Genomic DNA, 20,546 nt, shown 5'->3' on the forward strand with positions numbered 1-20,546 from the left:
CTCTTTCAGCATATATGCCGAAATATCTATATATAGCCTAGATAGCGATGTCCGTTACGGACAATAAAGCGGAACGACTTGGTAGGCCCTGCAAATGGCGGCTTTGGCCGACAACCGGCCTCCCCCTCCACAAAAATCACCGCCCTGCTTTATGCAAGCGCAGCGATCAGCCCCGCACTGGCTCCAGCGTCGCGTCCAGATTCAGGCTGTCACAGTAGTCGAGGAAATCGCCGCGCAGGGTGGCGATGTGCATATTGGCGGGGATGCCGACGGTCATCACCACGGACAGTGAGGTGGATCCGGTATGCGGCGCGGGGTAGGTGCTGGACTGCAGGTCTTCGATGTTGATGCCGCTACGCGTGAAGAATGCCGCGAGGTTGCGCACGACGCCGGGACGGTCCGCTGTGATGAGCTCGACGCTGTAGGGGATGGCGGGGGCAGCGCGCTTGCCGGTGCGTTCGTGATGCAGCGTCAGCCCGAGCGATGTGCCGAGTGCATCCAGTTGCCCTTCCAGTTTGGAGAGTGCATGCCAGGGGCCGGCGGCGAGCACGGCAATGGTGCATTGTCCGGCCAGCGCTGACATGCGGCTCTCTTCGATGCTGCATCCGCTGTCGGCGATGCAACCGCTAAGCCGCTCGACCAATCCGGGCCGGTCAGGGCCGCAGGCGGTGATGATCAGGTGGGTGTTGTCTATCTCGGTTCTCATGGTTGGGTGACCTTGGTTATGCGCGGAATCTGCAGGCATTCTAGCGCCTGACTGTGGCGGGATGGCTGTCCTGAATGTCCCCGTCCAGATAGAACCACTGCCCCGCCTCCTTCACGAATCGGCTCACTTCATGCAGACGATGCGCCCGCCCGTTCACCTTGTAACGCGCGACGAATTCGACGATGGCATGCGTCGCGTCCTGCTGTTCATGGCGTTTCACTTCGAGTCCGATCCATTTGGTCGGCGCTTCTTCTGCCAAGCCCAGTGCGGCGGGTCGTGTGGAGGGATGCCAGCTTGCCAGCAGGTAGTCTTCCTTGAGCAGGGTGTAAGCGCTGTAGCGCGAACGCATGAGTGCTTCGGCAGCGGGCGCGGGTTGGCCTGCTTCGATGTAGCGGGCGCAGCAGGAGGTGTAGGGTTTGTTGCTGCCGCAGGGACAGGCGTTCAGTTTTGCCACAGCGGCGGTTCTTCCATCAGGGCGATCTGCTCGCGCAGTTCGAGGATGCGGTTCTGCCAGTAGTGCTGGGTGTTGAACCAGGGGAAGGCCTGCTTGAAGGCTACATCCTCCCAGCGGCGGGCGAGCCATGCGGAGTAATGGATGAGACGCAGGGTGCGCAGTCCTTCGATGAGGTGCAGTTCGCGTGCGTCGAACTCGCAGAAGTCTTCATAGCCGGCCAGCACATCGCCCATCTGCTTCACGCGTTCTTCGCGTTCGCCGGAGAGCAGCATCCACAGGTCTTGCACGGCCGGCCCCATGCGGCTGTCGTCGAAATCGACGAAGTGCGGGCCGTCGTCCGTCCACAGCACGTTGCCCGCGTGGCAATCGCCATGCAGGCGCAAGGTCTGCACCTTGCCCGCGCGATCGAAACAATGGCGCACGCCATCCAGCGCCTGATCGATCACGCTGCGATAGGCCGCTTCGATGTCAGTGGGGATGAAGTTGTTGGCCAACAGATAATCGCGCGGCTCGACGCCGAAGGTCTCGATGTTCAATTCCGGTCGATGTTCAAACGCCTTGGTCTCCCCCACCGCATGGATGCGCCCGAGGAAACGCCCCAGCCATTCCAGCGTGTCACGATCTTCCAGTTCCGGCGCCCGCCCGCCCTTCTTCTCGAACACCGAGAAGCGGAAGCCGTCGAAGTGGTGCAGCGTGTTGCCGTCGATGCTCAGCGCAGGCACCACCGGGATCTCGCGCTCCACCAGCTCCTGCACAAAACCATGCTCTTCGAGGATGGCCGCATCGGTCCAACGCGCCGGGCGATAGAACTTGGCGACCAGCGGCGCGCCCTCATCCATGCCCACCTGATACACGCGATTCTCGTAGCTGTTGAGCGCGAGCAGACGCCCGTCGCAACGCAGGCCGATACTCTCCAGCGCGTTGAGGACGCAGTCGGGTGTCAGTTGCGAATAGTCAGGTGTGGTCATGGATCTAGGATACAGTCATTCACTCGTCACAACTCCGAAATCACCCTCTCCATCGGAAAGCGCGATTTCGGCAACTTGGCATTGAAGTCGTCCGCACTGCGATAGCCCAGCGCGGCGATGACCACGCTGGTCAGGCCCTGTTCGCGCAGGCCGAGTTCTTCGTTGAGGATGCGCGGGTCGAAGCCTTCGATGGGGGTGGCGTCGATCTCCAGTGCGGCAGCGCCCAGCAGCAGGGTGCCTAGGGCGAGGTACACCTGTTTTTCCATCCAGTGCTGCGTGTCTTTGTAATCGTAGCGGTGCAGGCCGGTGTAGAAACTGCGGCCCTTGCTTTGCGCGGCTTTGCTCTCCGGCGTGGGGTAGCGGCCGTCTGCATCTTCCTGCGCAAGCAGGCTGGCGAGGTGGGTGTCGTCCATGGTGGTGCGGGCGCAGAATACGACTACGTGGGAGGCGTTGAGTATCTTGGTGCCGTTGGCGGCGTAGGGGCCTTGCTGCGCGGCCTTGGCGATGCGCGCTTTGCCCTCATCGCTGGCGGCGATGATGAAGTGCCAGGGCTGCGAGTTGATCGAAGAAGGCGAGAAGCGCAACAGTGTCTTGAGTTGTTCGACCTGCGCGGCGGGGATCTTGCGGGCAGGGTCGTAGGCTTTGCAGGTGTGGCGGTTCAGGGCGATGCGGGCGATGTCCATGTGTGTCTCCGGGTTCAAGAAAATCTGATAGCTTGAGGCCGGGCAGGATTATGCCTGAATCACTTTTTGCTTCTTTGCACTTCCGCCAGACCCAGCGCATCCCATCCCTCGTGGCCCAGCTTGCGCATGGTCTCCATGTTCTTCTCGAAGATCATCTCGGCCTCGGGGAAAGCGGCCACGGCTTCGTCGATACTGTCCTCGCGGATCAGGTGCAGCGTGGGATAGGGCGAGCGGTTGGTGTAGTTGGTGATGTCGTCCGCTTCGGTATCGGCGAACTGGTAGTCGGGGTGCATGCTGGCGACCTGCAACTCGCCCGCCAGATCCACCTCTTCCAGCGCAGCATCCACCACGGCGAGGAAGTCGTTGTAATCGAGGAAGTCGGTCAGCACGTGCGGGTGGATCAGCAGCGTGGTGTCGACCTTGGTGCGCGGGGTCTCGGCCAGCAGCTCCAGTTCGCGCAACACATCGGCCAGCAGTTCATCCGGCGTCGTCGCGGTGCTCACGAAATAGCGTATCTGGCCTTTGACATGCACGCCCTTGGCGAACGGACACAGGTTGAGGCCGATGACGGCCTTCTCCAGCCACAGTTTGGTGTCGGCGATAGCTTGTTCGTCGGTTACGGTTGAGTTCATTTTTATCAGCCCTTTCCAGCAAGCGTCATTCCGGCCTTCGCCGGAATGACGACCACCTTAACGACCGCGTCCACCCGAACGGTGTTGCGCACCGCTCGGTGCCGCACCGCGACCCGCGCCACCTGCCGGTTTGGCGGCACCGGGGCGCGGCGCGCTACGGCCTTGTCCGCCGCCTGTGCGCGGCTGACCGCCGCGTCCCTGACCTTGGCGCTGTCCTCCACCGCGATTGGAACCGTTCAGGATGGGCTCGGCCTTGATGCGCGGGTCGACATCGAAGCCCGGCACGTTCACCACGGGGATCTCGCGCTTGATGAGGCGCTCGATGTCGTTCAGCAATTTCTTTTCGTCGATGCACACCAGCGAGCTTGCTTCGCCTTCGCTGCCCGCGCGGCCGGTGCGACCGATACGGTGCACATAGTCTTCTGGCACGTTGGGCAGTTCGAAGTTGACTACATGCGGCAGTTCGCTGATGTCGATGCCGCGCGCGGCGATGTCGGTGGCGACCAGTACTTGCAACTTGCCGGTCTTGAATTCGGCCAGCGCGCGCGTGCGGGCAGCCTGACTCTTGTTGCCGTGGATCGCCATGGCGGGAATGCCGTCCTTGTCGAGCTGTTCGGCCAGACGATTGGCACCGTGCTTGGTGCGCGTGAACACCAGCACCTGGAACCAGTTATGTTCCTTGATGAGGTGGGTGAGCAGTTCGCGCTTGCGTTCGCGGTCCACCGGGTACACGCGCTGTTCGATCAGTTCGTTGGCCTGATTGCGGCGTGCCACTTCGATCAGCGCCGGATTGGTCAGCAGGCCGTCGGCCAGCAGCTTGATCTCGTCGGAGAAGGTGGCGGAGAACAGCAGGTTCTGACGCTGTTTCGGCAGCACGGCGAGGATCTTCTTGATGTCGCGGATGAAGCCCATGTCCAGCATGCGGTCGGCCTCGTCCAGCACCAGGATCTCGACGTGCGACAGGTCGACCGTCTTCTGTTGCAGGTGGTCGAGCAGGCGACCCGGTGTCGCGACGAGAATATCGACGCGGCCGTGCAGCTGCTTGATCTGCGGATTGATGTTGACACCACCGAACATCATCATCGACTTGAGCGGCAGGTGTTTGCCGTACAGGCGCACGCTCTCTTCCACTTGCGCGGCGAGTTCGCGGGTCGGGGTCAGTACCAGTGCGCGGATGAAATGTTTTCCGCTGACGGGCTTTTCCATCAGGCGTTGCAGCAGCGGCAGGGTGAAGCCGGCGGTCTTGCCGGTGCCGGTCTGCGCGCCGCCCATGAGGTCGCCACCTTTGAGGATGACAGGGATGGCTTGGGCTTGAATAGGGGTGGGTTCGGTATAACCGCGCTCGGTGACGGCGCGAACGATTTCTTCGGACAAGCCGAGGGATGCGAATGACATATTCTTGTTCTTTCTTGGATTTTACAAACGGCCTGTCGCTCGGATGAGCGCCAGTCTGAGGCTGAATGAGGTGGGTGTTGCGAACCGGGATCGGCGGCGATCACCAGACTGAAACGTGATTGCGGCGCGCAGTGTAACAGAACATAAACACACCGCATGCATCATTTCCAAACAGCATATCTATACCTTGGTCTATATATTTCGGCATATATGAAAAACGCCGAAACTTATGCATCATGCGGCACAGCGCATCAACCATGCAGACACAGGACACACGATGAATTCTGAATTGACCCTCTCCGCCACCGAACAGACGCTCAACGGAATCTTTATCCCGCCCTGCCCGGCCACGCTGACCGAACTCATGCGCGAGATCAAACACCCGGAAGCCGATCTGGACAGGATCGCGCAGTTGATCAGCAGGGATGCGGGCATCCTCGCACCATTGCTGAAACTGGCCAACTCGCCGTTCGTCGGCCTGCGCACCAAGGTGTCATCGGTGTTCCACGCGGCCAGCATACTCGGCCTCAAGAACATCATGAATCTGGTGCACAACATCGCATTGCGGCAAAGCCTGGGCGGAGACGGCCAGAGCTTCGACAAATTCTGGGAGCGCTCCAGCATCGCAGCCAGCGTCGCCGAAAGGATGGCAGCCAGATTCCCGACGGTCTCGCGCGAGGAAAGCTATATCGCCGCACTGTTCCACGATTGCGGCATCCCTGTACTGATGCAGAAATACCCGGACTACCGGACCACGGTAATGACGGAGGGCAAGCTGGGCATCCCGCTCTGCGCAACGGAGGACAAGCACTACTCCACCAATCATGCCGTGGTCGGCAACATGCTGACCCGCTCCTGGGCATTGCCGGCCCGGGTCAGCATGGCCATCCTCTTCCATCATGACGAGACGGTCTTCACCTCACCGGACGACCGTGCCGGTGCGGACGTGCGCGACCTGATCGGACTGATCCACATGGCGGAGAATGTCACGGACGAACATCTGCATGTGCGCGACAAGGAATGGGACAAGCATGGCGAGCTGGTGCTGGCACACTTCGAGATGTCCGAGCAGGAATACTCGGAACTGAAATGGGACATGCTGGCATTCCTGAACGGCGAGTGAGCGCAACGGACTCTCCATGAATGCAAGAAGGCCAAGCCGGCTTCCCGGCTTGGCCTTCTTGTATGGATCCCGACTTAGACGTTGAACAGGAAGTTCATCACGTCGCCGTCCTGCACGACGTACTCTTTTCCTTCGACACGCATCTTGCCCTTCTCCTTCGCACCGGCTTCACCGCCACAGGCGATGAAATCCTCGTAGGAGATGGTCTGCGCGCGGATGAAACCTTTCTCGAAGTCGGTGTGGATCACACCGGCCGCCTGCGGGGCGGTGTCGCCCTTGTGGATGGTCCAGGCGCGCACTTCCTTCACCCCTGCGGTGAAATAGGTCTGCAGGCCGAGCAGGTCATAACCGACGCGGATCAGGCGGTTCAGGCCAGGCTCTTCCAGGCCGAGGTCGGCCAGGAATTCCTTCTTGTCGGCATCGTCGAGATCGGCCAGTTCCTGCTCGATCTTGGCACACAGCGCGACGACGGGTGCCCCCTCTTTCGCGGCGTGCTCGCGCAAACGGTCCAGATAGGGGTTGTTCTCGAAGCCGTCCTCCAGCACGTTGCCGACATACATCGCAGGCTTGATGGTGAGCAGGCACAGCGGCTTGAGCAATTGCACCTCTTCTTCGCTCAGCCCGAAGGTGCGCGCCGGCTTGCCTTCGTTCAGGTGCGGCAGCAGTTTCTCCAGCAGCGCCACCAGCTTCTGCGCGTCCTTGTCGCCGGACTTGGCCTTCTTGCCGTCGCGCTGGATGGTGCGTTCCACCACGGCGAGGTCGGCCAGAGCCAGTTCGGTGAGGATGACCTCGATGTCGGAGATAGGATCGACCTTGCCCGCCACGTGCACCACGTTCTCGTCGTCGAAACAGCGCACCACGTTGACGATGGCATCCGTCTCGCGGATGTTGGCGAGGAACTGGTTGCCCAGACCTTCACCCTTGGACGCGCCCGCCACCAACCCCGCGATGTCGACGAACTCGACGATGGCATACTGCATGCGCTGCGGCTTGACGATCTTGGCCAGCTCTTCCATGCGCGGATCGGGCACTTCGACGATGCCTACATTGGGCTCGATGGTGCAGAAAGGATAGTTCTCCGCTGCGATGCCGGCCTTGGTCAGCGCATTGAACATGGTGGATTTGCCCACGTTGGGCAGACCGACGATACCGCATTTGAGACTCATGTTTGTTTCCTTCTTAGTTGCTATGCAGCTTCAACATCGCCGCTTCCAGCTTGCCTTCGATGATAAGCGATGCGACATCCTGTGCGCGTTGCGATGCTTCATCGATCAAACCCTGTTCTTCCTTGCGCGGCGCGTTCAGCACGAAATTCACCACTTGCGCGCGGTCGCCCGGATGGCCTACACCGATACGCAGACGCCAGAAATCTTTGCTGCCGAGATGCGCGATGATGTCCTTCAGACCGTTGTGTCCGCCGTGCCCACCACCCAGCTTCAGCTTGGCGCTGCCCGGCGGCAGGTCGAGCTCGTCATGCACGACCAGCAGCTGTGACGGCGTGAACTTGTAGAACTGCGCCAGCGCACCCACAGCTCGACCGCTCACGTTCATGAAGGTCTGCGGCTTGAGCAGATGTACTTCGTGTCCGTGCAGCACGGCTTTGGCGACCAAACCGTGGAACCTGTTCTCGGTCTTGAAACTGGCGTTGTGTGCGCGCGCGAGTTCATCCACCCACCAGAAACCTGCATTGTGGCGCGTGGCTTCATATTCCTTGCCGGGATTGCCCAGTCCGACGATGAGTTTGATCGGTTCGCTCACGCTGGATGCCTTTAAAAATTCAGAGTTCGCCCAAATGCAAGGCGCGGGAAAAATCTAGCCGCGCCGCATATGGAGAATATGCAAGCAAGAGATTTTTTCCGCAACGCAGCAGTTGGGATGAAATCTGGATTTTTAGAGGCATCCATAATGAAAAAACCCGCCATGCACCGTAGATGACATGGCGGGTTGTTCCTGTTGCGTATTACTTCTTGGCGGCAGGTGCGGCGGCAGCGGCTGAAGCAGCAGACGCGTCAGCTGCAGCTGCAGCTTCGGCAGCAGCTTCAACGTGGCCGCGCGGCACTGTGACCGTCGCCACGGCATCACCAGCATGGTGATGAGTCGCAACTTCCACTCCCTTGGGCAGCTTGACGTCGGAAATGTGGATGGAATGGCCCAGTTCCAGACCAGACAGATCGATCTCGATCGATGTCGGCAGATCTTTCGCCAGACAGACGATATCCAGTTCGTTCAGCACGTGGGTGATGATGCCGCCACCTTGCTTCACACCCGGCGCGATCTCGGCGTTCACGAAGTGCAGAGGCACCTTCATGTGCACCTTCTTCTTCGCATCGACGCGCTGGAAGTCGATGTGCATCACTTGCTGGCGGAACGGGTGCATCTGGAAGTCGCGCAGCAGCACGGATTCCTTCTTGCCTTCCAGGTCCAGCGACAGCACGGAAGCGTGGAACGCTTCGTTCTTCAGTGCGAAATAGACGTTGTTGTGATCGAGTTCGATCATGACTGCGTCGCCAGAGCCGTATACGACGCCGGGTACGCGGTTCGCTTTACGCAGACGGCGGCTCGCACCCGTTCCTTGCGCTTGGCGTTTTGTTGCGCTGATTTCGATTGCCATTGTTACTTCTCCACTTCAATTGGAAGGCTCCGCGACCAGAGCTTCCGGGTTACGCGATGACCGACATGGCCACCGCAATTTCGTCAGTCCACGAACAGCGAACTGACAGATTCTTCCGCGTTGATACGGCGCAGGGTCTCCGCCATCAGTTCGGCGACGCTGAGCTGGCGGATGCGTTTGCAGTTGCGCGCGTTCTCCTGCAGCGGGATGGTGTCCGTCACCACCAGCTCGTCGATGGAGGACTTCTCGATGCGTTCGATGGCCGGGCCGGACAACACGCCGTGGGTACAGTAGGCCAGCACGCGGGTCGCACCCTTCTCTTTCAGCGCATTGGCGGCCTCGCACAGGGTGTTGGCGGTATCGACCATGTCGTCCATGATCAGGCAGGTGCGACCGGCCACGTCGCCGATGATGTTCATCACCTTGGCCACGTTCGGCTTGGGGCGGCGTTTGTCGATGATGGCGAGGTCCGCATCCAGCTGCTTGGCCAATGCCCGCGCGCGCACCACGCCGCCGACGTCTGGCGACACCACGATCAGGTTCTCGTAATTCTGCTTCCACACATCGGACAGCAGGATGGGGCTGGCATAGATGTTGTCCACCGGGATATCGAAGAAACCCTGGATCTGGTCGGAGTGCAGGTCCATGGTCAGCACGCGGTCGACGCCGACACCGGACAGCATGTTGGCGACGACCTTGGCGGTGATCGCCACGCGCGCCGAACGCGGACGGCGATCCTGGCGTGCATAGCCGAAATACGGGATGGCGGCGGTGATGCGTGCTGCCGACGCGCGGCGCAAGGCATCGACCATCACCATGATCTCCATCAGATTGTCATTGGTGGGGGCGCAGGTGGACTGCAGGATGAACACGTCTTTGCCGCGCACATGTTCCAGGATCTCCACCATCACTTCGCCGTCGGAGAAACGGCTGACGGTTGCGCGACCCAGATGGATGCCCAGATGCCGCGCCACGCTTTCGGCCAGCTTGGGATTGGCATTGCCGGTGAAAACCATCATGTCGCCGGACATCGTGTGCACCTCTTTAGAAAAATGAAAAGGGCGCGAACGCCCATCGATCCTTGAAGAAACTGGCTGGGGAGGTAGGGATCGAACCTACGAATGTCGGAATCAAAATCCGATGCCTTACCACTTGGCGACTCCCCAAAAACTCTATGCAGCGAATGCCCTGAGAGGGTGCTGTTGCAGGCCGTGCGCGACATATCCGCGCATATCCGGCGGCAACTGCTGCAATACCGCTATTGCTTCCGCTTCCGTTGCGAACTCGGCGAACACGCATGCGCCGGAGCCTGTCATCATCGCCGGGGCAAAGTTCGCCAGCCAGGCAAGATGTTCGGCCACTTCGGGGTACAAGCTGCACGCTACCGCCTGCAGATCGTTGCGCAGACCGGCTTGCCGGCCCGCCCGAAAAGACAGCCCCTTCGGAAGGGCGCGCATTGTCATCGAAATCGTATTTCGTGTCAATTCCGGATGCGTAAATATCTTCGCCGTCGGCACATGCACCGGCGGGCACAGCACCACATACCACGCGTCCGGCAGTTCGTATGCCTGCAGACGTTCCCCCACGCCTTCCGCGAATGCGTTATCGCCGAACACGAACACCGGCACATCCGCCCCCAGCGTCAGGCCCAGCGCCATCAGTCGTTCACGGCTTAAACCCAATCCCCACAGCATGTTCAGGGCCAGCAAAGTGGTGGCCGCATCCGAGCTGCCGCCCCCCAGGCCGCCGCCCATGGGGATGCGTTTCTCCACTTCGATATCCACGCCGAGCGTACAAGCGGCCTCCCGCTGCAGCAGACGCGCGGCGCGCACGCACAGGTCCTGCTCTGGCGGCACACCTTCCAGCGCATTCAGACGCCGCACCTGGCCATCTTCGCGCAGGGTGAAATGCAGGGTGTCGTGCAGGTCGATGAAGCGGAACAATGTCTGCAGCAGGTGATAGCCGTCGTCGCGGCGGCCCACCACATGCAGGAACAGGTTCAGTTTGGCCGGTGCGCTACAGACCAGCGTGTTCATCGCGTTTCCCATTCGTCTATCAGCACGCGCACCTCCATGCCCTCCCGCTGCAGGCTCAGACGCAGCGGCAATGCGTCACGCCCTTCCCCCGCATAGCGCGTGTAGCGGATGGTCCAGCCCTGTTGATACAACACGGACAGCCTGCCCGTTTCGTCCTGCTCACTGCGGTATTCCCCGTCCGGAGCGGGCAATGCCGCAACCCAGTAGCGCAAGCCGGAAAGCGGCAGCTGCCAGCCCAGCAAGTCTTGGGTGAGTGTCTCTGCGTCCGGCGCCATATGCTTCTCTCCGTCCGCCTCCAGCGTCACCCCCTGTACATCGGAAGTGATGCGCGCAAAGACCTGTCCAAGCGGGGCCAGCAACAACACCTCGTCCGTGGCTGCGTCATGCGTCCAGCGCAGACCGGCACTGTCGCGCCGCTCGGGCTGGATGATGGCGATACGGCCATTGATGGTGAACGGCGCTTCGTCAGCAGCCGGGCGCTGCACGACGGGCGGCGTCGTGGCACATGCGGACAACAGCAGGGACAGCAAAACTATGCGGCGCATCGGATCAGGGCAGGAACTTGTGGATCACATCGCGCAACAGTGTGTTGTCGGGATGCGCCTGCTCGCTGGCGCGCCAGACCTTCTGCGCGGCTTCACGCTCGCCCTTCACCCACAGCACCTCTCCCAGATGGGCGGCGATCTCGGGGTCGGGATTGGCCGCATAGGCACGGCGCAGGAATTCCAGACTCTTCTCCAGTTGCCCGGAGCGGTAATAGCCCCATCCCATGCTGTCGATGATGGCCGCATCGTCCGGTGCCAGCCGATAGGCTTGCTCGACCAGTTGCATGGCTTCCGAGATGCGGATGTTGCGCGCCAGCCAGCCGTAGCCCAGCGCGTTGTAGGCGTGCGCGTTGTCCGGCTCGATCTCGATCAGTCTGCGGATCAGGCGTTCGAAGTCTGCGTGCTTGTCCAGCCGGTCGGCCAGCAGCGCGGCCTGGTACAACAATTCCGCCTGATCGGGAAAGCGCTTCAATCCGCGCGACAGCACCTGGAAGCCTTCGGCATGGTGGCCGGCCTCGCGCAGGAACTGCGCCTCCACCATCAGCAGCTGCACACGCTGCGCATCGTCCTTCGCCACGATCTTCGCCAGCGTCTCGCGCGCGGCCTGCAACTCGCCCTGTTTGTTCTGCAGATAGGCGATGCGCAAGCGCGCGGCATACAGCCTGTCGCCGCCCTGTATCTCGCGGTAATGCTGCATCGCGGACGACCAGTCTTCCCTCGCCTCGTACAGTTGACCGAGATAGAAACGTAGCGTGTCGTTGTCGCTGCCCTTGCTGGACAGCGCTTGACGCAGTTCCTGTTCCGCCCGGTCCAGCTCGCCCAGCTGCAGCGAGATCATGGCGATGGCGAATGCCAGCTCCGCGCTGCCCGGGCGTTGCTTCAGCAATTCGCTGAACTGCTCGCGTGCCGGCTGGTATTGCTTCTGTTCCAGCAGCATGCGCGCGTAGAACAGCCGCACCTCGTGGCGTTCCGGATAAGTGTCCAGGAAGCGCGACAGCATGGTGGTCGCACGTTGCGGTTCGTTGCGCTGCGTCTGCTGCGCGGCGAGCATCACCGCCAGGTCCCAGTCCGGCTTGAGCGCGAGCGACCTGTTCGCTTCCGCCAGCGCCAGCTCCTGCTTGCCGGCCGTGATGGCGGTCTGTGCCAGCACCCAGTGCGCCTCGGCCACATCCGGATAGGGCTGCGCCACGCCGGTCAGCCAGTCCAGCGCGGCCGCCTTGTCCTGCACGCGCGCCAGCAAGCCATACAGGCTCATGAAGGCGCGCCCCTTCTGTTGTTCCGCAGCCAGCATCTCGGTGACCAGCGGGCGCGCCTCTTCCAGCTTGCCGCCGGAGAGCAGCAGCGAGACCAGCATCTGCTTGGCCAGCGGCGAGGCGGGTTCCAGTTCCTGCCACAGTTTGAACGCCTCCAGCGACTGGTCGTACTGGTGCGCCTCGAAGGTCAGTTGCGCGGCGCGGCGCGCCACACGCGGATCGCGGGTGGTGCGCGCCAAGTCGAGATAGGCTTGCGCAGCCAGCTCCGGGCGACCGCGCTGTGCCGCGATGTCTCCCAGCAGGAATCCGTACATCAGGCGATCCGTGAGTTCGACATCGGGCAGATCCAGCTTGGGCTCGGGAGCGATCTGCTCCAGACGGCCATGCGGCGAGCCATCGCCGGCTGGCTCGTCTGCCGCCGGTTTCTGCGGCGTGCTCGCGCAGGCTGCCAACATGAGGACCAGCGGCAGCGCAAGGATTCGTGACGGAAAGTTCATCTAGGGCCCGAGTGTTTTGATGCGAGCCGACAGTTTAGGTTATATTCGCCGCAACTCAAAACCGCGCGACACCCACCCTCCATGCCCGCCCCAACTACGCTTTCCGCCCGGAATCTGGTGTGCTCACACGGCAGACACCGGGTCGTGGACGATGTGTCCCTGGAGCTGCGGCGGGGCGAGGTGCTGGGTTTGCTGGGCCACAACGGTGCCGGAAAAAGCACCACGCTGATGATGTTGTCCGGCGCGCTGCAACCCGACAGCGGCAAGGTCGAGGTCTGCGATTTCGACCTGTCTCGACGCCCGGACCTGGGCAAGGCCTGCCTCGGCTTCCTGCCCGAGCATCCCCCGCTCTATCGCGACATGCGCGTGGACGACCAGTTGCTGTTCGCCGCCCGCCTGCACAAGCTGGACAAGACACATTTGTCCGAACATCTGGAACTGGCGAAAAGACGTTGCGGCCTGCTTGATCACGGACGCCGCCTGATAGGTGACCTTTCCAAAGGCTACCAGCAGCGCGTGGGCATCGCCCAAGCGATCATCCACCGACCGGCAGTGGTCATCCTGGACGAACCCACGGTCGGCCTCGACCCGGCGCAGATCCGCGACATCCGCGACCTGATATGCGAACTTGGGGATTCCAGCAGCGTGATCCTGTCCACCCACCTGCTGCACGAGGTCGAGCAAGTCTGCGACCGCGCCGTGATCCTGCGCGAGGGGCGCGCGATCTTCAACGGCACGCTGGACGAGTTGCGCGCACAGAGCGATATCGAATCGAGCTTCCTGCGCCTGAACGCCGATGCGGGAAGTACGCCGACATGATCCGCATCCTCGCCCGCAAAGACCTGCACACCCTGTTCAGTGCGCCATCGACCTGGATGATGCTGGCGCTGCTGCAGTTCATCCTCGGCTGGTTCTTCCTGGCGCGCCTGGACGATTACCTGCAAGTACAAACGCAGCTGGCACAGATGGACGACGCGCCGGGCGCGACCATCTCCATCGCCGCGCCGCTCGCCAATCTGCTCGCACTGCTGCTCATGATGCTGACGCCCCTGTTCAGCATGCGCCTGATCGCGGAAGAGCGGCGCAACCAGACCTGGCTGCTGCTGTCGACCTCCCCGCTCTCTTCCGCACAGATCGTGCTCGGCAAGTTCGCCGGTCTGCTGGCGCTGCTATCCCTCGTCATCCTGGCTGCCGTGGCGATGATGGCACTGCTGGCGCTGGGCACAGCTGCCGATGCCGGGCTGATCCTGTGCAACCTGCTCGGCCTGTGGCTGCTCGCCGCCGCCTATGCCGCACTCGGCCTGTATTTTTCCGCCATCAGCCGCCAGCCGGTGGTTGCGGCCTTCACCGCACTGGCTGTCTCGGTCGCGCTGTGGCTGCTGGAGATGGCGGGCGGCACCTTGCGCGCGCTGTCGCCCAACACGCATTTCCAGAATCTGAACTCGGGCTTGCTCAGCAGCGCGGACATCGTCTACTTCATCCTGTTCTGCGTCTTCTTCCTGCTGCTGACCATCCATCATCTGCGCCGCGAACGGGGAGGCCATTGATGAACCGTCCGCTGGTCTATCGCAGCCTGTTCTACATCGTCCTGCTCGCGGCCTGCGTCGCACTGTTCCAGTTGGCCGCACGCTTCCCCTTGCAGCACGACTTCACGCAGAACGCGCTGAACAGCCTGGAAGAAGGCAGCGTGCATATCCTGGCCCAGCTCGACCAGCCGCTGGACATCACCGTCTTCGCCACCGGGCAGGATGCTCAGCAAGGCGATGTGCGCAAGCTGGTGAGCGATTTCGTCGCGCTGTACCAGCGCTATAAATCCGACATCCACCTCACTTTCATCGACCCCTTGAAGGAACCAGAAGCGCTGCGAAAATCCGGCATACGCGGCAACGGCGAGATGGTGGTGCATTACGCCGGCCGCAGCGAGCACCTGACTACGCTCAACGAGCAGACGCTGACCAGCGCCCTGATGCGCCTGGCCCGCAACCGCGAACAATGGGTGATGTATGTGACCGGCCATGGCGAACGCAAGCTGGACGGCAACGCCAACCATGATCTGGGCGAGTTCGGGCGCAGACTGGTGCAGAACGGTTACCGCGTCTCCCCGCTCAATCTGACCGTCGCGCCGGAGGTGCCCGACAACATCAGCCTGCTGGTGATCACCCAGCCACAGCACAAACTGTTCAAGGGTGAGAGCGCCAAACTGCTGCGCTTCGTGGAACGCGGCGGCAACCTGCTGTGGCTGCTGGATGCCGAGCCTCTGCGCGGCCTGGAGAGTCTGGCCGAACGACTGCATATCGACCCGCTGCCGGGCATGATCGTCGACCCCGCAGCGCAGCAACTGAACGCCCCTTCGGACTGGACGCTGGGTGGCGGCTACCCGCCGCACGCCGTCACGCGCGATTTCGACCTGATCACCGCATTCCCGTATGCCACCGCGCTGAACGCGGAAGACAATCCGGACTGGGTGCGCCACACCCTGGTTGAAGGCGCGACCAACGGCTGGGTGAGCCAGCGGCGCGACCTGCGCTTCGATGCGACGCAGGATGTCCCCGGCCCGTTCAGTCTCGCTGTCTCCCTGCAGCGCGGTGACCCCGGACATGAGCAGCGCATCGTGGTGGTCGGCAGCGGTGCCTTCCTGTCGAACGCATATTCGGGCAACGGCGGCAACCTGGATCTGGGCATGAACATGGTGAACTGGCTGGCGGGCGACGAACAGTTCATCACGCTCGCCCCGCATACGGCCAAGGACGGTGCCCTCACCTTCAGCAAGCTCCAATTGACCGTGTTCACCTACAGTCTGCTGCTCGCGCTGCCGCTGCTGATGGTCGCCATCGGCGGCTTGCTGTGGTGGCGCAGACATCGCGCCGCCTGATGCCCGAGTTACCCGAAGTCGAGACCACGCTGCGCGGCATCGCGCCGCACCTGCAAGGGGCACTCGTGCAAGACGTGATCGTGCGCAATGCGCAACTGCGCTGGCCGATACCCGCCGCATTGCCTTCGCTGTTGCGAGGCCGCGCGATCCTCGGTTTGCAGCGCCGCGCGAAATATCTGCTGATTGCATTCGAACACGGCACGCTGATCCTGCATCTGGGCATGAGCGGCAGCCTGCGCATCCTGCCGCACGGCACTCCGCCGGAAAGACACGACCATTTCGACCTCGTGCTGGACAACGGCAAACTGATGCGCCTGCGCGACCCGCGACGCTTCGGTGCCGTGTTGTGGCACAAAGGGGACATCCTTGAACATCCATTGCTGGTGACGCTCGGACCGGAGCCATTGGGCGAGGCTTTCGACGCAGACTATCTGTACCGCGCCACCCGCTCGCGCAGCGCCGCGATCAAACTGGCACTGATGGACAACCACCTGGTGGTCGGCGTGGGCAACATCTACGCCAACGAGGCGCTGTTCCGTGCCGGCATCCGCCCGCAACTTCCGGCAAAGCGGCTGTCGCGAGCCCGTTGCGCGATATTGGTGCAGACCGTGCAGGAGGTGTTGCGCGCCGCCATCGACAAGGGGGGCAGTTCGCTACGCGACTTCATCCACAGCGACGGTTCGAGCGGCTACTTCCAGCAGCATTACTTCGTCTACGGGCGCGGCGGCGAAGTTTGCCACCGCTGCAGGACGCCGGTCCGCGTCATCAGGCAAGGACAACGCTCGACCTTCTATTGCCCGCACTGCCAGCATTGACCCGGCCGCCACACCCGCATAAGCCATACTTTCTTGTTAAGATGCGCGACATGACACCAGCCACTCCCCAGCGACGCATCGTGCTCGGCATCACCGGCGGCATCGCGGCCTACAAGGCCGCCGAACTGGCTCGCCTGCTGATCAAACAGGGTGTCACGGTGCAGGTGGCGATGACCGACGCCGCGACACACTTCATCACCCCCGCCACCCTGCAGGCGCTCACTGGCCAGCCCGTCCTGCTCGACCAATGGCAGGATGACAAAGGCATGTCGCACATCCACAGCAGTCGCATGGCCGATGCGATCGTGATCGCTCCGGCCACGGCCGACTTCATCTCCAAGCTGGCGCATGGCCTGGCGGACGATCTGCTGTCCACGCTTTGCCTGGCGCGCGATTGCCCGCTACTGGTCGCACCGGCCATGAACAGGCAGATGTGGTCGAATGCCGTGACACAGCGCAACGTGCGGCAACTGGCCACGGACGGCGTGACGCTGCTCGGCCCGGTCAGCGGCGTGCAGGCCTGCGGCGAGGAAGGCATGGGACGCATGCTGGAAGCGGAAGCTCTGGCACAGGACATCCTGGACGCCTTGTCGACTGAACGCTCCGGTGAGCTTGCAGGCGTGCGCCTGCTCGTCACCGCCGGCCCGACCTATGAAGCCATCGACGCGGTGCGCGGCATCACCAATCGCAGCAGCGGCAAGATGGGCTATGCCATCGCGCAGGCCGCCATAGAGATGGGCGCACAGGTCACACTCGTTTCAGGACCTGTTGCGCTTGCACCGCCTCCCGGCGCGCAAGTGCGGAATGTCACTTCCGCAGCGGAGATGTTCGAGGCAGTGCAGCAGGCTGTGCCGCAGAGCGACATGTTCATCGGCGTCGCCGCCGTAGCCGATTATCGTGCGGCGCAACCGAGTACACAGAAGATCAAGAAGAGCGATGCCAACCTGCATCTGGAACTGATACCTAATCCCGACATCCTCGGCTGGGTCGCCAGCCAGACCCCTCCCCCTTTCTGCGTGGGCTTCGCCGCCGAAAGCGAGAGACTGCGCGAGCACGCCACGGCCAAGCGCAAGAAGAAGAACATCCCGCTGCTGGCCGCCAATCTGGCTCAGGATGCCATCGGTGCAGAGGATAACGAACTCGTGCTGTTCGACGATGCGGGTGAACATGTATTGCCGCGCACCGACAAATTGTCACTGGCACGCGCCCTGTTGCGGCATGCCGCCATGCTTTACAAGAAAGGGAAATCGCAATGAAGAAAGTGGACGTCAAGATACTCGACCCGCGCCTGCACGATCATCCGCCGCTGTACGCCACACCGGGCTCTGCCGGCATCGATCTGCGCGCTTGCATAGACCATGCCGTCACCATTCGGCCGGGGCAATGCGAGTTGGTTCCCAGCGGCGTTGCGCTGCACCTCAACGACCCGCACTACGCCGCGATGATCCTGCCCCGTTCCGGCCTCGGCCACAAACATGGCATCGTGCTCGGCAATCTGGTCGGCCTGATCGACTCGGACTATCAGGGACAGATCTTCATCTCGGTCTGGAACCGCGGTTCTCACCCGTTCGAACTGATGCCGATGGAACGTATCGCACAGATGGTGATCGTGCCTGTGGCACAGGTGCAGTTCAATATCGTGGAAGAATTCCCCATCAGCCATCGCGGCGCAGGGGGTTTCGGCAGCACCGGCAAGCACTGACCCCTGTCCCAATGAAAAAGCCCGCATCACGCGGGCTTTTTTTCTGGCCGGCCCATACTCACCGGTGTAGCTTGACCTTCAGTTCGGTGCGGTCACCGCTGCGCACCGATACCTTCTCGCTGCTCTTGCCATAGCCATCGAGTTCGAAACGCAACTGATATATGCCTGCGGGCATCTCGGCATCGAGCGGCGTCAGGCCGTAATAGACATCGTCGACATAGACTTTGACGTTGGCAGGCTCGGAAGTCAGTGCCAGCACGCCTGTCGCGGCTACCGGCCCGGTAGCCACGGCTGGCGGGGCTGCGATGGTCGGCGGTGCGCCCGTATAGACCGTCACACCCGGCACAACCTTGGCCACACCCGCCACACCGAACAGCTCGGGACGCGTCGCCATCAGCACGGACAGGATGGACTCGCTGGTCTTGTGCGCGACCGCATCCAATCCGGCTTTCAGGAAGTTGGCGACGTCTCCTTTGCTGTTACCCATGACCCCGGCATAACGCTCCTTCTTCTCGGTCACCACGCCCGACCAGACGACCCGCCCGCTGCCGGTCTCAGTCAAGGTAGATTCGATGGCGATGCTCAGTTGATCACGATCCTTGATGTCCACCGCCAGCGTCTTGACCACACCGCCCAACTGGTACTGCGCCTGGTCGGCCTCGACGAATTGCAATCCATCGTCGCTGAGGCGTTTCTTCATGCTGGCACCGACCGCTGCCGCCACCTCGCTATCCAGCATGATGTCCTTGCCCGTCATGCCCAGCACGCGGGTCGTCGCAACGCCCAGCAGGTGCGGATCGGATACATCGCGCGCATCCTGATACGCCGCCAGTCGCACCATCACCGGATATTTCTGCTGGCGGGCGTTGGGGGAAGGTTTGTCGCCGATATGCATATAGATGGCATTACCCGGCTCCTGCGTCCCCGCACAGCCTGCAAGCATTGCAACCAGAAACAATCCGGGGAATAGCCACTGCGATTTCAACATTGAGCGTTCCTTATACTTTGCTGACACAAGCCCGGAAAGCGGGCGAGCGATGTTAACTCTGGGCGATGACCGCTTCGATCTCGGCAAAAGTGCTTGCCAGCTCGAAGTTCTGCACTTGTGCACCCAGCTGGCGGGCGATCTGGGTGATGGAGAACAGGCCGCATATGGTCTGCGTTCCGTCGGGCGCCGTCGAAGCCACCATCGAGTGTTGGCGATGGGCCGCCTTCAGCGTCATCACCACGTCACCGACCTTGGCCTTCTTCACGTCCTCGATGTTCAGCACTTCCATCTCGCGCTGCGTGGTCATGATGTCGCGCACCATGATGTCGGCATGGGTGCCGCCCATGTTCTGCAGGAAGCGCATCGGCTTCTCGCCCAGCACGTCGGTGGCGGTGATCAGGCCGGCGATCTGCTCGTTGTCGTCCAGCACCAGCAGCATGCGCACGCCGTACTTGATCATCTTGGCATTGGCCTTGTCCATCGAGGTCTTGGCACGCACGCTGACCACCGAGACCTTGGACAGGTCGGTCATGACGTCCGTGGCAGGATTGCTGAGCTTGACACGCTCGGGCAAGGACTGGGTCGGGCGCACGAAGGAAGAACCGGTTTTCAATACTGCAGATGTCAACGGCTTGTACTGGGTGATCATGATTCCTCCTGTGTGAAGTGGACGAGTGCTATTTTTGTGTTGCCAGATGTTCCTGTCCGCGCAAGGCGGGCAGGAAACGCACCAGTTCGTTGAGTGCCGAACGATATACATCCCGCTTGAAATCGATCACGGTGTCCAACTCTATCCAGTATTCGGTCCAGCGCCAGGCGTCGAACTCGGGATGTCCTGACGCGCGCAAGGACACATCACAGTCCCGTCCGGTCAGACGCAACAGGAACCAAATCTGCTTTTGACCCTTATAATGCGAGCGCGACTTGCCCCAACTTTGCGGCACATCGTAACGCATCCAGTCCCGGGTCCGGCCCAGTATCTTCACATGGCAGGCTTGCAGGCCCACTTCCTCGTGCAGCTCACGGTACATCGCCTGTTCCGGCGTCTCACCGTGCTGGATACCCCCCTGCGGGAACTGCCATGCGTCCTGCCTGATTCGTTTGCCCCAGAATACCTGATTCTTTGCGTTGGTCAGAATGATGCCGACGTTCGGGCGATAACCTTCTCGGTCTATCATGATTCGCCCCATACATTTTTCGATGGCCCGATTGTTCCACATTTCAGCCCTGCGGGAAAGACGGGGCTGGCAGCTTGCAGTAGAATCG

Annotated in this window: 23 protein-coding genes and 1 tRNA gene; 7 read left to right on the forward strand and 17 right to left on the reverse strand. The window is 61.8% G+C overall.

The annotated features are described in order from the left end of the window. Positions 1-166 precede the first annotated feature (166 nt). From ACYPYQ_RS10240 to ACYPYQ_RS10265, 6 genes are read right to left on the reverse strand one after another with little or no spacing between them, the layout of a single operon-like run. On the reverse strand, positions 167-706 hold the full coding sequence (locus tag ACYPYQ_RS10240) for a glycine cleavage system transcriptional repressor (protein WP_459723734.1): 540 nt from the start codon (positions 704-706) through the stop codon (positions 167-169). Positions 707-746: 40 nt separating this feature from the next. Continuing rightward, complete coding sequence (locus tag ACYPYQ_RS10245; RefSeq protein WP_459723821.1) at positions 747-1,151, reverse strand: YchJ family protein; 405 nt, start codon at positions 1,149-1,151, stop codon at positions 747-749. After that, positions 1,148-2,128, reverse strand: a complete 981-nt coding sequence (locus ACYPYQ_RS10250) for a serine/threonine protein kinase (protein WP_459723735.1) — start codon at positions 2,126-2,128, stop codon at positions 1,148-1,150. The genes ACYPYQ_RS10245 and ACYPYQ_RS10250 overlap by 4 nt, the downstream gene beginning before the upstream one ends. A 26-nt stretch (positions 2,129-2,154) precedes the next feature. Continuing rightward, on the reverse strand, positions 2,155-2,811 hold the full coding sequence (gene nfsB / locus ACYPYQ_RS10255) for an oxygen-insensitive NAD(P)H nitroreductase (RefSeq protein ID WP_459723736.1): 657 nt from the start codon (positions 2,809-2,811) through the stop codon (positions 2,155-2,157). A gap of 59 nt (positions 2,812-2,870) precedes the next feature. Further along, a complete protein-coding gene (locus tag ACYPYQ_RS10260; RefSeq protein ID WP_459723737.1) occupies positions 2,871-3,443 on the reverse strand; it encodes a DUF1415 domain-containing protein in 573 nt (190 codons plus the stop codon). 57 nt (positions 3,444-3,500) lie between these two features. Continuing rightward, complete coding sequence (locus ACYPYQ_RS10265) at positions 3,501-4,838, reverse strand: DEAD/DEAH box helicase (protein WP_459723738.1); 1,338 nt, start codon at positions 4,836-4,838, stop codon at positions 3,501-3,503. A gap of 277 nt (positions 4,839-5,115) precedes the next feature. Between ACYPYQ_RS10265 and ACYPYQ_RS10270 the strand changes: the two genes are divergently transcribed. Further along, positions 5,116-5,961 (forward strand): HDOD domain-containing protein, encoded by an 846-nt coding sequence (locus ACYPYQ_RS10270; protein ID WP_459723739.1) that lies wholly within the window; start codon positions 5,116-5,118, stop codon positions 5,959-5,961. Positions 5,962-6,035: 74 nt separating this feature from the next. Here the strand turns inward: ACYPYQ_RS10270 and ychF are convergent, their stop codons facing one another. From ychF to ACYPYQ_RS10310, 8 genes are all read right to left on the reverse strand, one after another. Next, entirely contained in the window at positions 6,036-7,127 is a 1,092-nt protein-coding gene (gene ychF / locus ACYPYQ_RS10275; RefSeq protein WP_459723740.1) for a redox-regulated ATPase YchF, read from the reverse strand. A 13-nt stretch (positions 7,128-7,140) separates the two neighbouring features. Further along, positions 7,141-7,719 carry an aminoacyl-tRNA hydrolase gene (gene pth / locus ACYPYQ_RS10280; RefSeq protein WP_459723741.1) on the reverse strand — a complete coding sequence of 193 codons (579 nt, stop codon included), beginning with the start codon at positions 7,717-7,719 and terminating at the stop codon, positions 7,141-7,143. 202 nt (positions 7,720-7,921) lie between these two features. After that, on the reverse strand, positions 7,922-8,572 hold the full coding sequence (locus ACYPYQ_RS10285) for a 50S ribosomal protein L25/general stress protein Ctc (RefSeq protein ID WP_459723742.1): 651 nt from the start codon (positions 8,570-8,572) through the stop codon (positions 7,922-7,924). Positions 8,573-8,655: 83 nt separating this feature from the next. Beyond that, entirely contained in the window at positions 8,656-9,603 is a 948-nt protein-coding gene (locus tag ACYPYQ_RS10290) for a ribose-phosphate diphosphokinase (RefSeq protein WP_459723743.1), read from the reverse strand. Positions 9,604-9,663: 60 nt separating this feature from the next. Further along, positions 9,664-9,738, reverse strand: a tRNA-Gln gene (locus ACYPYQ_RS10295). A 6-nt stretch (positions 9,739-9,744) separates the two neighbouring features. After that, positions 9,745-10,608, reverse strand: a complete 864-nt coding sequence (ispE, locus tag ACYPYQ_RS10300) for a 4-(cytidine 5'-diphospho)-2-C-methyl-D-erythritol kinase (protein ID WP_459723744.1) — start codon at positions 10,606-10,608, stop codon at positions 9,745-9,747. Beyond that, on the reverse strand, positions 10,605-11,153 hold the full coding sequence (lolB, locus tag ACYPYQ_RS10305) for a lipoprotein insertase outer membrane protein LolB (protein WP_459723745.1): 549 nt from the start codon (positions 11,151-11,153) through the stop codon (positions 10,605-10,607). The genes ispE and lolB overlap by 4 nt, the downstream gene beginning before the upstream one ends. 4 nt (positions 11,154-11,157) lie before the next feature. Beyond that, complete coding sequence (locus tag ACYPYQ_RS10310; protein ID WP_459723746.1) at positions 11,158-12,861, reverse strand: tetratricopeptide repeat protein; 1,704 nt, start codon at positions 12,859-12,861, stop codon at positions 11,158-11,160. Between the two features lie 186 nt (positions 12,862-13,047). Here ACYPYQ_RS10310 and ACYPYQ_RS10315 point away from each other — a divergent pair, with 186 nt between their 5' ends. Genes ACYPYQ_RS10315 through dut form a run of 6 tightly spaced genes read left to right on the forward strand, consistent with a single transcriptional unit; the run spans position 13,048 to position 18,292 of the window. After that, positions 13,048-13,722, forward strand: coding sequence for an ABC transporter ATP-binding protein (locus tag ACYPYQ_RS10315; protein ID WP_459723747.1), 675 nt, complete (start codon positions 13,048-13,050; stop codon positions 13,720-13,722). Next, positions 13,719-14,450, forward strand: coding sequence for an ABC transporter permease subunit (locus ACYPYQ_RS10320; RefSeq protein WP_459723748.1), 732 nt, complete (start codon positions 13,719-13,721; stop codon positions 14,448-14,450). The genes ACYPYQ_RS10315 and ACYPYQ_RS10320 overlap by 4 nt, the downstream gene beginning before the upstream one ends. Next, entirely contained in the window at positions 14,450-15,775 is a 1,326-nt protein-coding gene (locus tag ACYPYQ_RS10325; protein WP_459723749.1) for a GldG family protein, read from the forward strand. The genes ACYPYQ_RS10320 and ACYPYQ_RS10325 overlap by 1 nt, the downstream gene beginning before the upstream one ends. Continuing rightward, positions 15,775-16,590, forward strand: a complete 816-nt coding sequence (gene mutM / locus ACYPYQ_RS10330) for a bifunctional DNA-formamidopyrimidine glycosylase/DNA-(apurinic or apyrimidinic site) lyase (protein ID WP_459723822.1) — start codon at positions 15,775-15,777, stop codon at positions 16,588-16,590. Before ACYPYQ_RS10325 ends, mutM begins: the two co-directional genes overlap by 1 nt. A 41-nt stretch (positions 16,591-16,631) precedes the next feature. After that, positions 16,632-17,846, forward strand: coding sequence for a bifunctional phosphopantothenoylcysteine decarboxylase/phosphopantothenate--cysteine ligase CoaBC (gene coaBC / locus ACYPYQ_RS10335; protein WP_459723750.1), 1,215 nt, complete (start codon positions 16,632-16,634; stop codon positions 17,844-17,846). Continuing rightward, positions 17,843-18,292, forward strand: a complete 450-nt coding sequence (dut, locus tag ACYPYQ_RS10340) for a dUTP diphosphatase (protein WP_459723751.1) — start codon at positions 17,843-17,845, stop codon at positions 18,290-18,292. The genes coaBC and dut overlap by 4 nt, the downstream gene beginning before the upstream one ends. Positions 18,293-18,350: 58 nt before the next feature. Here dut and ACYPYQ_RS10345 read toward each other — a convergent pair whose 3' ends face one another. The 3 genes from ACYPYQ_RS10345 to ACYPYQ_RS10355 are packed head-to-tail and all read right to left on the reverse strand — an operon-like array spanning position 18,351 to position 20,458. Then, the gene (locus ACYPYQ_RS10345) at positions 18,351-19,280 is read right to left on the reverse strand and encodes a PEGA domain-containing protein (RefSeq protein WP_459723752.1); all 930 of its coding nucleotides are present in this window, start codon (positions 19,278-19,280) and stop codon (positions 18,351-18,353) included. 52 nt (positions 19,281-19,332) lie between these two features. Then, the gene (locus ACYPYQ_RS10350; RefSeq protein ID WP_459723753.1) at positions 19,333-19,929 is read right to left on the reverse strand and encodes a CBS domain-containing protein; all 597 of its coding nucleotides are present in this window, start codon (positions 19,927-19,929) and stop codon (positions 19,333-19,335) included. A gap of 28 nt (positions 19,930-19,957) precedes the next feature. Continuing rightward, positions 19,958-20,458 carry an RNA pyrophosphohydrolase gene (locus tag ACYPYQ_RS10355; protein WP_459723754.1) on the reverse strand — a complete coding sequence of 167 codons (501 nt, stop codon included), beginning with the start codon at positions 20,456-20,458 and terminating at the stop codon, positions 19,958-19,960. Between the last annotated feature and the right edge of the window lie 88 nt (positions 20,459-20,546).

The organism is Sideroxyarcus sp. TK5 (assembly GCF_054601595.1).